At 38.5% G+C, this 15,717-nt stretch carries 13 protein-coding genes and 1 tRNA gene; 12 read left to right on the top strand and 2 right to left on the bottom strand.

The window, feature by feature from the left end; all coding sequences use genetic code 11:
- Window positions 1-5: 5 nt before the first annotated feature.
- The 10 genes from uvrA to whiA all read left to right on the top strand — a co-directional run bounded on the left by uvrA (window position 6) and on the right by whiA (window position 12,435).
- A complete protein-coding gene (gene uvrA / locus CCE82_RS04660) occupies window positions 6-2,849 on the top strand; it encodes an excinuclease ABC subunit UvrA (protein WP_086428257.1) in 2,844 nt (947 codons plus the stop codon).
- Between the two features lie 3 nt (window positions 2,850-2,852).
- Window positions 2,853-3,203, top strand: a complete 351-nt coding sequence (locus tag CCE82_RS04655) for an SHOCT-like domain-containing protein (protein WP_086428256.1) — start codon at window positions 2,853-2,855, stop codon at window positions 3,201-3,203.
- Window positions 3,204-4,528: 1,325 nt separating this feature from the next.
- On the top strand, window positions 4,529-5,470 hold the full coding sequence (hprK, locus tag CCE82_RS04650) for an HPr(Ser) kinase/phosphatase (RefSeq protein WP_086428255.1): 942 nt from the start codon (window positions 4,529-4,531) through the stop codon (window positions 5,468-5,470).
- Window positions 5,470-6,306 (top strand): prolipoprotein diacylglyceryl transferase, encoded by an 837-nt coding sequence (gene lgt, locus CCE82_RS04645; RefSeq protein WP_086428514.1) that lies wholly within the window; start codon window positions 5,470-5,472, stop codon window positions 6,304-6,306. Before hprK ends, lgt begins: the two co-directional genes overlap by 1 nt.
- 1 nt (window position 6,307) lies before the next feature.
- Window positions 6,308-6,793, top strand: coding sequence for an acyltransferase (locus tag CCE82_RS04640; protein ID WP_086428254.1), 486 nt, complete (start codon window positions 6,308-6,310; stop codon window positions 6,791-6,793).
- A 19-nt stretch (window positions 6,794-6,812) separates the two neighbouring features.
- Window positions 6,813-8,252, top strand: a complete 1,440-nt coding sequence (locus CCE82_RS04635) for a tetratricopeptide repeat protein (RefSeq protein ID WP_086428253.1) — start codon at window positions 6,813-6,815, stop codon at window positions 8,250-8,252.
- Window positions 8,253-8,314: 62 nt separating this feature from the next.
- Window positions 8,315-9,247 (top strand): thioredoxin-disulfide reductase, encoded by a 933-nt coding sequence (gene trxB, locus CCE82_RS04630; RefSeq protein ID WP_014614494.1) that lies wholly within the window; start codon window positions 8,315-8,317, stop codon window positions 9,245-9,247.
- A 291-nt stretch (window positions 9,248-9,538) separates the two neighbouring features.
- The gene (rapZ, locus tag CCE82_RS04625; protein ID WP_086428252.1) at window positions 9,539-10,447 is read left to right on the top strand and encodes an RNase adapter RapZ; all 909 of its coding nucleotides are present in this window, start codon (window positions 9,539-9,541) and stop codon (window positions 10,445-10,447) included.
- Between the two features lies 1 nt (window position 10,448).
- On the top strand, window positions 10,449-11,444 hold the full coding sequence (locus CCE82_RS04620) for a gluconeogenesis factor YvcK family protein (protein WP_086428251.1): 996 nt from the start codon (window positions 10,449-10,451) through the stop codon (window positions 11,442-11,444).
- Window positions 11,445-11,490: 46 nt separating this feature from the next.
- Window positions 11,491-12,435: a DNA-binding protein WhiA gene (gene whiA / locus CCE82_RS04615; RefSeq protein ID WP_086428250.1), complete on the top strand. Its 945-nt coding sequence runs from the start codon at window positions 11,491-11,493 to the stop codon at window positions 12,433-12,435.
- Between the two features lie 6 nt (window positions 12,436-12,441).
- Here whiA and CCE82_RS04610 read toward each other — a convergent pair.
- A tRNA-Arg gene (locus CCE82_RS04610) sits at window positions 12,442-12,513 on the bottom strand.
- Window positions 12,514-12,664: 151 nt separating this feature from the next.
- Here CCE82_RS04610 and clpP point away from each other — a divergent pair.
- Window positions 12,665-13,252 (top strand): ATP-dependent Clp endopeptidase proteolytic subunit ClpP, encoded by a 588-nt coding sequence (gene clpP / locus CCE82_RS04605; RefSeq protein ID WP_086428249.1) that lies wholly within the window; start codon window positions 12,665-12,667, stop codon window positions 13,250-13,252.
- A gap of 96 nt (window positions 13,253-13,348) precedes the next feature.
- The gene (locus CCE82_RS04600; protein WP_086428248.1) at window positions 13,349-13,858 is read left to right on the top strand and encodes a GNAT family N-acetyltransferase; all 510 of its coding nucleotides are present in this window, start codon (window positions 13,349-13,351) and stop codon (window positions 13,856-13,858) included.
- Between the two features lie 588 nt (window positions 13,859-14,446).
- Here the strand turns inward: CCE82_RS04600 and CCE82_RS04595 are convergent.
- The gene (locus tag CCE82_RS04595) at window positions 14,447-15,349 is read right to left on the bottom strand and encodes a TIGR01777 family oxidoreductase (protein WP_086428247.1); all 903 of its coding nucleotides are present in this window, start codon (window positions 15,347-15,349) and stop codon (window positions 14,447-14,449) included.
- Between the last annotated feature and the right edge of the window lie 368 nt (window positions 15,350-15,717).

The raw sequence follows: 15,717 nt of genomic DNA, 5'->3' as shown, positions 1-15,717 counted from the left end.
AATGCATGAAAGAACCATCAATCGTAGTGAAAGGGGCACGTGCCCACAATTTAAAAAATGTTGATATCGAATTGCCAAAAAATCAACTCATTGTTATGACGGGGCTATCTGGTTCAGGGAAGTCTTCATTAGCATTTGATACGATTTATGCTGAAGGGCAACGGAGATATGTGGAGTCTTTAAGCGCATATGCACGTCAGTTTTTAGGCCAAATGGATAAACCAGACGTCGATACTATTGAAGGTTTGTCTCCAGCGATATCGATTGATCAAAAGACGACGAGTAAAAATCCGCGTTCAACTGTGGCAACGGTAACGGAAATTTACGATTACATTCGTCTTCTATATGCACGTATCGGCAAACCATTTTGTCCAAATCATGGTATTGAAATTGAATCACAAACAGTACAACAAATGGTTGATCGTATTATGGAACTAGAAGAGCGTACGAAAATTCAATTGTTAGCACCCGTTGTGAACCATCGTAAAGGGACACATGAAAAATTATTAACGGATATTAGCAAAAAAGGTTATGTGCGTGTACGTGTTGATGGTGAAATTATGGACGTGACACAAGTGCCGGAGCTCGATAAAAATAAAAACCATACGATTGAAATTGTAGTTGATCGCTTAGTAGTGAAGCCTGGCATCGAAACACGTTTAGCAGATTCTATCGAGACTGTACTCGAATTAGCGGATGGACGACTCGTCGTAGATATTATTGATGGGGATAAGCTAGAGTTTTCTGAAAAGCATGCGTGTCCTATTTGTGGCTTTTCAATTGGGGAATTAGAACCGAGAATGTTCAGTTTTAACAGTCCATTCGGTGCGTGTCCAACGTGTGATGGTTTAGGACAAAAGTTAACTGTAGATTTAGATTTAGTCGTTCCTGATAAAGATAAGACCCTCAATGAAGGCGCGATTTTACCTTGGGAGCCGACAAGTTCTGACTTTTATCCCTCTATGTTAAAACGTGTTTGTGAAGTGTACAAAATCAATATGGATAAACCATTTAAAAAATTGACTGAACGCCAAAAAAATATCATTTTATATGGTTCAGGTGACAAAGAAATTGACTTTACATTCAAATCGAAATTCGGTCAAGAACGTAAACGCACGATGCCATTTGAAGGAGTGGTGCCTAATATTGAACGTCGTTACCACGAATCACCTTCTGAATATGTGCGTGAAATGATGCAAAAATATATGGGTGAACAAGTGTGTGAAACGTGTCATGGTCAACGTTTGAGTCGTGAAGCATTGTCTGTTTATGTAGCAGGTAAAAATGTCGGTGAAGTGGTGGAACAATCCATTAAAGAAGCATTGACATATTACGAGAATATCGAGTTGTCTGAACAAGATGCACAAATTGCACATTTAATTTTAAAAGAAATTACGTCACGTTTAGCCTTTTTAAATAATGTAGGACTCGATTATTTAACACTCAATCGTTCGTCTGGCACATTGTCAGGTGGTGAGGCGCAACGTATTCGACTCGCGACACAAATTGGGTCACGTTTATCGGGCGTATTGTATGTACTTGATGAGCCTTCTATTGGTTTGCATCAACGAGATAATGACCGTTTAATTCATACATTACAAGAAATGCGTGATTTAGGTAATACATTAATTGTTGTAGAACACGACGAAGATACGATGATTGCGGCGGATTATCTTGTTGATATTGGTCCTGGTGCGGGTGAGCATGGTGGTGAAGTGATTGCAAGTGGTACGCCGAAACAAGTGATGCGTAATAAAAAGTCACTCACAGGGCAATATTTGAGCGGTAAAAAATTCATTCCAGTTCCTGAACATCGTCGTCCTGTGACAGATCGCAAAATTTCAATCAAAGGTGCACGTAGCAATAACCTTAAAAATGTCGATGTTGATTTTCCGCTTTCTGTCATGAATGTGGTGACAGGGGTATCTGGTTCAGGGAAAAGTTCACTCGTAAATGAAGTGCTTTATAAGTCACTTGCAAAAGCTATCAACAAGTCGAAAGTGAAACCTGGCGAGCATGATGAAATTACAGGAATGGATAAAATCGACAAAATTATTGATATCGATCAGTCACCGATTGGCCGTACACCGCGTTCTAACCCTGCTACGTATACAGGTGTATTTGATGATATTCGTGATGTCTTTGCCTCAACAAATGAAGCGAAAGTGCGCGGTTATCAAAAGGGACGATTTAGTTTCAATGTTAAAGGTGGTCGTTGTGAAGCGTGTAAAGGTGATGGTATTATTAAAATAGAGATGCATTTTCTACCTGATGTTTATGTACCTTGTGAAGTGTGTCATGGTAAACGTTACAATCGTGAGACGTTAGAAGTGACATATAAAGGTAAAAATATTGCTGACGTATTAGAAATGACTGTAGAAGATGCGACTCAATTTTTTGAAAATATTCCTAAAATCAAGCGCAAACTACAAACTTTAGTTGATGTTGGATTAGGTTACATCACGCTTGGACAACCTGCAACGACACTTTCAGGTGGTGAAGCGCAACGTGTCAAACTTGCATCAGAACTACACAAACGTGCGACTGGGCGTTCAATTTATATTCTCGATGAACCTACGACAGGATTACACGTTGATGATATTAGTCGATTATTAAAAGTGCTCAATCGACTCGTTGAAAATGGTGACACAGTGGTGATTATCGAACACAATTTAGATGTCATCAAAACAGCAGATAACTTAATTGATTTAGGTCCTGAAGGTGGTGACGGCGGTGGTACAATTCTTGCGACAGGGACACCTGAAGAAATTGCCGCTATCCCAGAATCTTATACCGGTCGTTATCTCAAAACTGTATTAGCGCGTGATAAGGAACGAATGGAGGGCTAACCCATGGAAGAAGCTAAAGTAAAAGTACTTGAATTGTTACAAGCTGGCAAAATTTCTGTAGAAGAAGCAACGACATTATTGGACGCGATGACAACGGAAGAAAAAGTAGAACATTCAACAAAAAAAGATAAAAGCGATCGTTCTGAAAAAACTACGCGTGATTTTGAAGAAACGGTAGAAGGATTTGTGAATAGCACGTTAGATAGTGTAGCGAGTCTTTTGAAACATGGACAAAAGTTTATTAGTGTGAATCGTGATAAAGTGAAAGAGATGAGCGAAAGTGAGCGTCAAGCGGCTTTGAAGAAAGTGGAAGAGACGTTGAATGAAGTGAGAGAGAAAATGAAGAAAGATTAATGTGTAGAGGAAGTGTGCTGTGAATGGTACACTTCCTTTAGTTTTTAGGACATGTGACTAACATAGAGTAGGTTGTCGTAATACATAGATTGCCTAACCGTGCTGCGCGTTCCAAGGGGCTGAACCTTCGACTAAATTCAGCTATATCGTAATTGAAGGAAGCTGAATTGGATTTTGGGAGCAGTACAGAAATCTTATGAGTAACAAAGATTTCGTCGTACTGCCCCCGCAAGGCTGACTAGACTTCTCAAAAGCATGAGCATTGAGAAGTCAGACAGCTACTGCGATAAACAGTAGCCACTATCAGAGTTAAAAGACGACATTTTGTTTTTAACTCTATCCCTCAGGAGTATTGCACGGCTTTGGCAATCAAGGTGGAGTGGCTTCACCTGTAATATGAGTCATGCAGAAAAATGAGCGTACCATTCACTATACGCTGTCTTTCGCGCATGCTTTCCTTATTGAATGAGAAGGTATAAAAGTTGACGACTTGTCTCAACTCGCCAACAGTAGATTGAACTGAACATGGTTGAAGCGTTGGCGGATTTTGGGAGCAGTACAGAAATCTCATGTGGAAACAAGATTTCGTAATACTGCCCCCGCAAGACTGACTAGACTTTTCAAAAGCGGGCGCGTTGAGAAGTCAGACAGCTACTGCGATAAATAGCAACCACAGTCAAAGTTAAAAATTATCAATTTGATTTTTAACTTTATCGCTCAGGAGTCTCGTGCGGTTCTTGCAAACCAAAAGAGCATCACACCTTACGTGCTATTTATACATAAAAAGTGTAAGTCCCATTCAACGCTCCATCGATTCTATTCACTTTTTTAGTTGAATGAGTGGATGTAAGGAGTACGAGGGAACTGAATAGGTTCTGTTTTCCAAGTGCTGCATTTCTATCACTGTGCGCATATGAGATTGAATCGAGACGTTTGTAGCAGTGAGTTCATGATGCTTCCTAAAATGTTTTAGTGAGTGATTATCCAAAGACAATTATAAATGGCATTTTATTTTTGGTTTCATACTAAAGTTGAGTATCTCTTGTCGCTTTTTAGTGGTATACTTTTAAATCTAAAATAGTTTGAAAATGGTTTGATGTGTATTATTACAATGCGCGATATGTAAAATAGGAACAGTCAAGTGTTGTACCTGATTTACACATCACGATAAAAGTAGGATGATGTGGATTTTAGATGAATGTCAGACATGTTGAATTGTGTTTCAAATGCGGAGATTCATGTATAATGAAAAGCGTAATCAGACACAAAAAGTGATTGTGTGATGAAATGCGATTTGAAATAAACAGTAAAACTGAGGTGATTAGATGCTAACGACTGAAGATTTAGTGAAGCGATTTAATATGAATGTTGTCGCTGGAGAAGCGGGGTTAAATCGTCCGATACATAATACAGATATTTCTAGACCCGGTTTGGAGATGGCAGGGTATTTTTCTCACTATGCTTCCAACCGTATCCAACTTTTAGGAACGACGGAACTGTCATTCTATAATTTATTACCAGATGCTGAACGTCAAGGGCGCATGCGTAAACTTTGTCGTCCAGAAACACCAGCAATTATTATTACGCGTGGACATGATGCACCGGATGAGTTGTTAGAGGCGGCAAAGGAGTTGGATACGCCACTGATTTATGTCGACGAAGCAACAACACGTGTCATGGGACGTTTAACGACGTACCTTGAACATGAGCTTGCCAATTCGACTTCGTTACATGGCGTCCTTGTCGATGTATATGGTGTCGGCGTGTTAATTACAGGGGATTCTGGTATAGGTAAAAGTGAGACGGCTCTAGAACTTGTTAAGCGAGGACACCGTCTTGTCGCAGATGATAATGTAGAGATTAAAGAGATTACGAAAGATCAATTAATCGGTAAGGCGCCTAAAATTATCGAACATTTGTTAGAAATTAGAGGCCTGGGCATTATTAATGTAATGACATTGTTCGGTGCGGGTTCGATTTTAACGCAAAAAAGAATTCGCTTGAATATTAATTTAGAAACTTGGCATCAAGATAAGTTATACGATCGTGTCGGTTTAAATCACGAAACGCTTAAAATTTTAGATACGGAAATCACGAAAAAGACGATTCCCGTTCGTCCTGGTCGAAATGTAGCTGTCATTATTGAAGTGGCGGCAATGAACTACCGCTTGAACATTATGGGCATTAATACGGCAGAAGAATTTAACGAACGTTTAAATGCTGAAATATTAAAAAATAGTCAACAAAATAAAGGAGACACAGAATGATGATAGGATACATTGACCCCGTCGCCTTTTCATTAGGTGGCTTAGAAGTGAAATGGTACGGTATTATCATAGCGAGTGCGATACTTATTGGATATTGGATAGCACAAAAAAGTGCTCAGTCGGTAGGATTCCGCGAAGATGATCTTGTGAATATTTTATTAGTTTGTGTATTCGTCGCTATTATTACTGCACGTTTATATTTCGTGGCTTTCCAACTGGATTATTATGTCCAAAATCCGCTAGAAATTCCGATGATCTGGCATGGCGGTATAGCGATACATGGTGGACTTATAGGAGCGTTTGCAGTGGGTATTTACTACTGTTATCGAAAAAACTGGCATCCGTTTCAATTAGGTGATATTGTAGCGCCAAGTATTATTTTAGCACAAGGGATTGGCCGTTGGGGTAACTTTATGAACCACGAAGCACATGGTGGTCCAGTGAGTCGTTCGTTTTTAGAGTCTCTCCACTTACCTGAATTTATTATTGAAAACATGCAAGTGAACGGGGTTTATTATCAACCGACATTTTTATATGAATCGATATGGAATGTTATAGGATTTATTATTTTAATTACTTTACGTCGCCGTTTAAGAATTGGCGAAACATTTTTCGTATATTTAATTTGGTATTCAATTGGACGTTTTTACATAGAAGGATTGCGTACAGATAGTTTAATGTTAACTGAAACGATTCGAATTGCGCAGGCGGTGTCAATTCTATGCATTATCATAGGTGTTGTCTTTATTGTATGGCGTCGATTTAAAAAAGACATTCCGTTATATCGTGAGGCGAAAGTGTTAAGTTGGCCGTTTGATAAGAAAGGAAAGCGTTAAGTTGAAACGACGACTCAAAGTTTATCCGACATCGCGTTATAATGCATTACATTATCTCTATCGTTATATCCGTGTGACGCGATTATTTAAAAACACATTGGTTATTGAGATAGCAAGATACATCCCGCATGTGGGGCTGAAGCGGTGGATTTACCGACATCTATTAAAAATGACGATTGGTGAACAGACTGCATTTGCTTTTAAAGCGGTGCCGGATTTATTATATCCAGAAAAAATAAAGATTGGTCATAACGTTATTATTGGTTATAATACGACATTGTTAACCCATGAATTTTTAACAGAATCGATGAGAGTCGGTGAAATTGAAATAGGGGACCATACAATGATTGGTGCGAATGTGACCGTTTTACCAGGTGTGAAAATTGGAAGCTATGTGCAAATCGGAGCAGGGAGTGTTGTTTCCAAAGATATTCCTGATCATACTGTGGCGTATGGCAATCCGATACAAATTAACTCAAAACATTAAAAAAGTGAGGTGACAATGAATGACACAAAAAAGAAATATTATACAATTCAGCGATGATGTGGCACTTTATGAACGTCTAGCAAAACAAAAAATACAACAACAAGATTATGTGAAAGCACAACGCTATTTAGAAAAAGTGTTAGCGTTGTCACCAGATTGTTTTGAGGCGAAACAACAACTCGCTACGTGCTATATCAAGTTAAATGCACCTCGACGCGCTGAAGCAATTTATTATGAAGAAATTAGCAAAGGCACAGAGTTGGAAGCTTCTTACTATGAATTAAGTCAGTTGAACATTGACATTAACGAACCGAATAAAGCGTATTTGTTTGGTTTAAGTTATGCATTTTTAGCTGAAGATGAAGAATACCGAGAAGAGTTGGAAGACATGTTTGAAGTGGCTTTTAATGGTGAACATGCGCTTGAAGAGGAGAGTCAATTGTTTGTCGCACAGGTCATTTTTCAATATTTATTCGGTCAGGGTCGTTTGTTAGAAGCCCGTGAATATTTGTTGAGGCAAGATGAAGAGATTCAAGACAATCGGATTATCCGCAATTTACTCGCAATGTGTTACCTTTATTTAAATGAAAACAAAATTGCACAAGAAATGTTCGAGCGCTTGTTGAAAGAAGATCCTTCCGATGTACATGCGTTATGTCATTACACTTTACTGCTTTACAACATGAATCGACAAACGCGCTTCCAACATTATGTGAAAATATTAAATAAAATTAGGCCGATGAATGATGAAGAGTCTTTTAAACTCGGTATCGTGTTAAGTTATTTGAAACAGTATGAAGCTTCTCAACAGTTATTAATACCTCTACACCGAAAAGGGAAATTTCAGACGTTCCAATTATTTCATGCATTAGCTTTTAATTATTATTACCTAGGAAATATTGAGCAGAGTCAGCACTTTTGGCAAGTGTTGACGCAATTTTCAAAAGCGAATCGTGGTTTTCCGCCATGGGTCATTGAAGAAAGTGCGACTTATTTTAATCAACATGTGGAACCTTTACTGCTGAGTGATGATCAACATGAACGTTTGTATGGACTCTTTTTATTAAACCAACTCAATGGTAAAGAAATTTTGATGACGAAAGAAGTTTGGAATATTTTAGAATCAATGGGAGATTATGAAAAACTGTACCTCTCATATCTCATTCAAAATCTTCAACTCACAAAACTACACTTTATTCATCAAGGTATGGAGATACTCTATCGCCTCCCTGAAACACAACCCTACTCAGCGTTATTTTTAAGTTGGATTAGTTATGCAGAAAGTTTATTGGCCGATCAAGTCGACCACGAACAAGTAGAAGCTTATGTTGCTGCTGTCGCGTATCTCTTTTTCAATCAAAAAGAAGACGAAGAGATGACACAACCGCAAATTATTGAACATTTTGATGTGGCAACTGACGCTTTTGAACATGCACTACAGCATCTGTTGAGCATTTAAATTTGAGTCCTTGAATTAAATGTTGTAAAATGCGTATGATGAAATTAAAGGAGGAACAGATCATGTCAGAACAAGTAAGATATGATGTTGCGATTATTGGTGCAGGACCAGCAGGCATGACAGCTGCTGTTTATGCCTCACGTGCGAATTTAAATACAGTAATGATTGAACGCGGTATGCCTGGTGGGCAAATGGCGAACACTGAAGAAGTCGAAAACTTCCCAGGTTTCGAAATGATTTCAGGACCTGACCTTTCAAGTAAGATGTTTGATCATGCCAAAAAATTCGGCGCTGAGTACAAATATGGCGATATTAAAGGCATCGAAGATAAAGGCGATTATAAAGTCATTGATTTTGGTTCTAGTACACTTGAAGCGACGGCTGTTATTATTGCAACGGGTGCGGAATATAAAAAAGTTGGCGTACCTGGAGAAGAACAGCTCGGAGGCCGCGGTGTCAGCTATTGTGCTGTATGTGATGGTGCTTTCTTTAAAAACAAAAATATTTATGTTATCGGTGGCGGCGATTCAGCAGTGGAAGAAGGAACATTCTTGACTAAATTTGCTAGCAAAGTCACAATCGTACACCGTCGTGATCAACTAAGAGCACAAAAAATCCTACAAGATCGTGCCTTTAAAAATGATAAAATTGATTTTATTTGGAATCACACACTTAAATCTGTTAATGAAAAAGACGGTAAAGTCGGTTCATTAACACTTGTTTCAACAGTTGATGGAACTGAACAAACAGTTGAAGCAGATGGTTTATTCGTATATGTAGGTATGAAACCACTAACACAACCATTTGAAAATTTAGGTATCACAAACGAAGCAGGATATATTGTTGCAAACGATGATATGAGTACTGCGATTAAAGGGATTTTTGTAGCAGGAGACGTTCGTGAAAAAGGTTTACGTCAAATCGTTACAGCAACAAGTGACGGCAGTATCGCTGCGCAAAGTGCACAAGAATATATCGAAAGCTTACATGACTAAATATTAAACAGATGACATTGAATCAACAGGAGCTGGACACCGTTTCCAGTTCCTTTTTTATAGCATTTAAAGGCGTGTCTGTAGCGCTGAATTATTCCTGAAATATTTGTTGATTGAATTTCATCGCGGATGCATTAACCGTAACTCAACAAAATTAGATATAGAATAAGTGGTCAATGTGGCTAGCACATCGCAATTATTCCAAAAACATAGATATGCGTATCATCCCTCTATAACTTTAGACTGATTTCATGTAAACTAATAGAGAATATGATTGGATGGTGGTCAATAATGCAACATGAAGAAAATAACGAAATTGTAAAAAGCGAACTCCTTATTGTCACAGGTCTTTCTGGTGCAGGGAAATCATTAGTCATTCAAAGCTTGGAAGACTTAGGCTATTTTTGTGTCGACAATTTACCGCCGATTTTACTACCGAAATTTGTAGAGTTGATGGAGCAAGGTAATCCTTCGATGCAAAAAGTCGCGGTAGGCATCGACTTAAGAGGACGCGAATTTTTCCAATATTTAGTACGCGAAATCGATGCCGTACAGAGTCGTAAAGATGTGATTGTCGATGTGTTATTCGTTGATGCGGATACTGAAAAACTCATTTCACGCTATAAAGAAACACGTCGTAAACATCCTTTACAAGAACATACGGAATTACCACTAGTCAAAGCGATTAATGAAGAACGCAAATTACTTTCAGAAGTAAGAAGTTTGGCCAATTATACATTAGATACAACGAAATTATCGCCTAAAGCATTAAGAAAACGTGTTTACGAATATTTTAATAAAGAAAATAAATCAACATTTACAATCAATGTTTCTAGTTTTGGATTTAAACATGGGATTCAAATTGATGCGGATTTAGTGTTTGATGTCCGCTTTTTACCCAATCCATATTATGTGGCTGAATTGAGACCGCTCACAGGTATGGATGAAGAGGTTTATAAATATGTCATGAAGTGGAAAGAAACAAATACATTTTATGAAAAATTATTAGATTTATTGTTGTTTATGATTCCGGGTTATAAAAAAGAAGGTAAATCACAACTCGTTATCGCAATTGGATGTACAGGCGGTCAACATCGCTCAGTCGCACTAGCACAACGTTTAGCTGAAGAACTAAAGCAGATTTATGATTATAATGTATATGTTCATCATCGTGATGCACATATAGAAAGTGGCGAGTAAAATGAAACAACTTAAATTAGTACTGATTGGTGGAGGTACTGGTTTATCCGTTTTGGCAAGAGGATTAAAATCTTTTCCGATAGATATTACAGCAATTGTGACAGTAGCAGACGATGGGGGCAGCACGGGTAAAATAAGAGATGAAATGGATATTCCGGCACCAGGAGATGTGCGTAACGTTTTGGCTGCTTTAAGTGATGTAGAACCAACGCTCGAGCAACTGTTTCAATATCGATTTAAAGAAGACCAAATTAGCGGACACTCTCTGGGGAATCTACTGATTGCGGCTTTGACGAACATTACACACGATTTCGGTCATGCTGTGAAAGAATTGAGTAAAATTTTAAATATTAAAGGACGTGTGATTCCGTCAACGATTTCGAGTGTATCTTTAAATGCTGAAATGGAAGATGGAGAAATTGTCACAGGTGAGTCTAATATTCCAAGAAAACAAAAAAAGATTAAGCGTGTATTTTTAGAACCAGCCGATGTACAGCCAATGGACGAAGCGGTTGAAGCATTGCGTGAAGCGGATTTGATTGTGTTAGGTCCAGGCTCTTTATATACAAGTGTCATTTCGAATTTGTGTGTAAAGGGAATTGCCCAAGCGATTGTAGAAAGTGATGCGAAAAAATTATATGTTTCTAATATCATGACACAACCGGGAGAAACGGATCAATACACGGTGATGGATCATATCGATGCCATTCATCAACAACTCGGTGGTCACGTGCTTGACTTTGTGATTGCGAATCAGCTAGAATTTTCACCTCAGATTATTGAAAAATATGAAGCGAAGGGCGCGAAGCCTGTTTATTATGATAAGGATGAGTTGAACCATCTCGGTGTACAACTGGTGACCGGGGAACATCTTGTAGAAATTTCTGAACATGATTACGTCCGACATCGTACAGAAGTTTTAGCAGAAATGATTTATGAAATTGCACTACAAGAAATTAGTACAATTCAGTTTGATCCTGATCAATTCAAATCCTAATGGTAGCCATTTTGATTCATAGCAAATAGAAAGGGAAAGATTCAATATGAGCTTTGCATCTGAAATGAAAAATGAACTGACACGAATTGAAGTTGACCATGAGAACGCTAAAGCAGAACTGAGTGCGTTGATTCGGATGAATGGTGCTTTAAGCCTGTCCAATCAGCAATTTGTGATTAATATTCAAACTGAGAATGCAACGACGGCGCGACGTATTTATTCGCTCATCAAATTTGTATTCAAAGTAGAAGTTGAAATATTAGTGCGTAAAAAAATGAAGTTGAAGAAAAATAATATTTATATTTGTCGAATCAAAATGAAGACGAAAGAAATTCTAGATGAACTCGGTATTTTGAAAAATGGCATGTTCAGTCATGAAATTGATCCTGAAATGGTGAAAGATGATGAAATGAGACGGAGCTATTTACGTGGTGCATTTTTAGCAGGTGGCTCCGTGAATAATCCAGAAACATCGTCATATCATTTAGAAATTTTCTCGCTTTATGAAGGGCATTCAGCTGGCTTGACGCAATTGATGAATACGTATGAGTTAAATGCGAAAAGTTTAGAACGCAAAAAGGGATGGATTACATATCTCAAAGAAGCTGAACGTATTGCTGAATTTTTAAGTTTAATTGGTGGTTACCAAGCGCTATTAAAGTTTGAAGACGTGAGAATTGTGCGAGATATGCGTAACTCGGTGAATCGTCTCGTCAATTGTGAGACAGCGAACTTGAATAAGACAGTGAGTGCAGCGATGAAACAAGTGGAAAGCATTCAATTGATTGACCAAGAAATCGGCATTGATAACCTGCCAGATCGTTTAAGAGAAGTAGCGAGATTGCGTATTGAGCATCAAGATGTCTCGTTAAAAGAGTTAGGTGAAATGGTCAGTACAGGTACAATTTCCAAATCAGGTATTAATCATCGTTTGAGAAAATTGAATGAAATGGCTGATAAAATTAGAAGTGGGGAACGATTTGAAGTTTAAAAGTAGCCCCCTCGAGAGGAATCGAACCTCTATCGTAAGAACCGGAATCTTATGTGTTATCCATTACACTACGAGGGGTTAATTGCGTAAGTCTATTCACCATTGTACCGTTCGGGCATTCAAGGGTCAACTCCTAACGCAAATTCGTTCGTGAATGCGTTGTTTTTGACCATTTTTGACTTTTGCGTTAGAATAAACATAAATTAAACAATTTAGGAGGAATCATCCAATGAATTTAATTCCTACAGTTATTGAAACGACAAACCGCGGTGAACGCGCATACGATATTTATTCACGTTTATTGAAAGACCGTATTATCATGTTAGGTTCAGCAATTGATGATAACGTGGCAAACTCAATCGTATCACAATTGTTATTCCTACAAGCGCAAGACGCGGAGAAAGACATTTATTTATATATTAATTCACCAGGTGGTAGTGTCACAGCTGGTTTTGCGATTTACGATACCATTCAACACATTAAACCTGATGTACAAACAATTTGTATCGGTATGGCAGCATCTATGGGATCATTCTTATTAGCTGCAGGTGCAAAAGGAAAACGTTTCGCATTACCAAACGCAGAAGTGATGATTCACCAACCACTCGGCGGTGCACAAGGTCAAGCGACTGAAATTGAAATCGCAGCGAAACACATTTTAAGAACACGTGAAAGATTAAATAAAATCTTATCAGAACGTACAGGTCAACCGATTGAAAAAATTGAAAAAGATACAGACCGTGATAACTTCTTAACTGCTGAAGAAGCAAAAGAATATGGTTTGATCGATGAAGTGATGGAACCAGAAAAAGCTTAATCAAGTGATGCGAAAAGTGAGAGGTGGAACAACTGTTTCACCTCTTTTTTGGTATATGGGAAACAATTGAAGATGTGTATTGAGGGAGGAATGACGATGCATCAACATATAAGATTCGCAACGTCTGATGATTTACAAGCAATCATGGACATTTATAATCACGCCATATTACATACCACTGCAGTTTATACATACGAACCGACGCATATGGAAGAGCGGTGTCAATGGTTGGCACAAAAGCAACGTGAGGGCTATCCTGTTTTTGTTTATGAAAATGAAGGGGAAGTGTTAGGTTTTGCGACTTATGGTCCTTTTAGAAATTGGCCCGCTTATCAATACACCATTGAACATTCTATCTATGTCAGTCCTAGCGCAAGGAGACAAGGGATTGCTTCTCAGTTGTTAATAGGAGTGATTGAAAATGCTACGGAGAATGGCTATCAAACGATTGTAGCCGGTATTGATGATAGCAATGAAGGAAGTTTGAAACTGCATGAAAAAATGGGGTTCAACCATATGGGAACGTTAGAAAAAGTCGGTTATAAATTTGAACGTTGGTTAAATCTTGCATTTTATCAAAAACAGTTAAAGTCAACAGAAAAATGAATCGCACGCTTTTAAAAGTGAATGGAGACCACTAAAAAGATGGGGCCGGGACATTATGTTATCCCAACCCATATCAATTGAAGGACTTATATCCATTAATGATGATAAAACAGCCACAAATGAGGATGAATTGGACGTAATAATTGGATGCTATGGGTTGTCCTCATTTCATCAACTTGCCCTAAGTGACTGCATTTGATATAAGATTGCCAGAAGGCTGAGACTCCTGAGGGATAATACAAGGGCTTAATGCGAGTTCTAATGTTTAATCATGGTTGCTGTTTATCGCAGTAGCTGTCTGACTTCTCAATGCGATCACTTTTGAGAAGTCTAGTCAGCCTTGCGGGGGCAGTACTACGAAATCTTTGTTGCACATGAGATTTCTGTACTGCTCCCAGAATCCACTAGCGCCTCAACAAATGTAACAGTTTAATCAAGCGATAGTTAGTCGAAGGACCAGTCCCTAGGAAGAACGCGAAGCCATGCGGGCAATCAAAAACACAATTCACAGAGAAAGGGCAAGTTAAACAAAACACTTCATCAATAGCGTCAAAAATTTTTGTGTATTCCTACCATCCAGAGTGGTTTTTACTTTGAATATAATTCTTTTAAAGCTGATGAAAGTGTCGGATAGTCGAATTGAAATCCTAAATCTGATATTTTTTGTGGCAACATGTATTGTGTGTCGAGTATCAATGTCGACATTTTACCGAGTACAAGCCGTAGAAACCACGCAGGCACCCAAGTATAATGAGGTCGGTGCATGACATTGCCTAAAACCTTCCCGAATTGTTGTTGTGTTTCGGGTGCGGGTGCAGATAAGTTAAATGGTCCTGAAGCCTCAGGTGAGTGAATGAGAAATTGAATCGCACGGACTAAGTCTGATACGTGGATCCATGAATACCATTGTCGTCCATTGCCGATGCGTCCACCTACGAAGAAACGATAGGGCAGTGACATCATTGGAAGTGCACCACCATTCAGAGAGAGGATAAGACCAAAGCGCCCACAAATAACCCGTGTCCCTAGCTTTTCAAATAGTGTGGCCTGTTTTTCCCACTGATAAACAATTTCTGATAATAAATCATGGGGTGTCGTCTGATAAGTTTCTGTGTAAACAGCAGTCTGTGAGGGCGGATAATACCCCATGGCACTTGCGTTAAACAAAACATCAGGTTTTTGCTCGCGTTGTTCAAAAAGGTCGAATAATGCACGTGTAGATTGAATACGGCTTGTCATCATGAGCTGCTGATGCTTTGAAGTCCATCTTTTGTTCAATGTGGCGCCTGCTAAATTAATCACGACATCAATGTGAGGTACTTGTGCTTCCCAACCGTCTTTATGCCAATTAATATAATGGACATTTTCCTGTTGAGAGGTTTTATCACTTCTTGTCAGGATATAGATGATTGCATCTGTGGTATGTGTAAGTTGTTCAACTAACGCACGACCGACCATGCCTGTGCCACCACTGATTAAATAGTTTTTCATGATATTCACTCCTTTATCGCGTGTATGTTCATAGTATTGTCAATAAATGGTCATCAATTCTTCACTTACAACGTCTTGTATCTGTTTATTTTTTCACAAAGTACGTTATAATAGAGATACCTTCGATAATTAATACATCTCTTAATTAAATTCAGTATACCCCTTAAATATATACGACGAAGGTATTTTTGACTCCCTTTAGTAGAGATCTGGATGGTGCAGCATTCAGATCTCTTTATTAGTGCGCCCGGCATGGGTAACATCTTGACGGTGAAAGTCCGTTACAGGCTTGGTAGTAGGAACTGTTAGCGAAAGACAAGGGTGTCCATTGCGAAGTGGAATCTGAAGGAAGTCGGACGCAAACACTC

Origin of the sequence: Staphylococcus cornubiensis (genome assembly GCF_900183575.1) — a bacterium.
In the GTDB taxonomy this organism is placed as follows: domain Bacteria; phylum Bacillota; class Bacilli; order Staphylococcales; family Staphylococcaceae; genus Staphylococcus; species Staphylococcus cornubiensis.
Note: the sequence above shows the minus strand (reverse complement) of the source record. Positions and strands in the feature narration are given on the sequence as shown.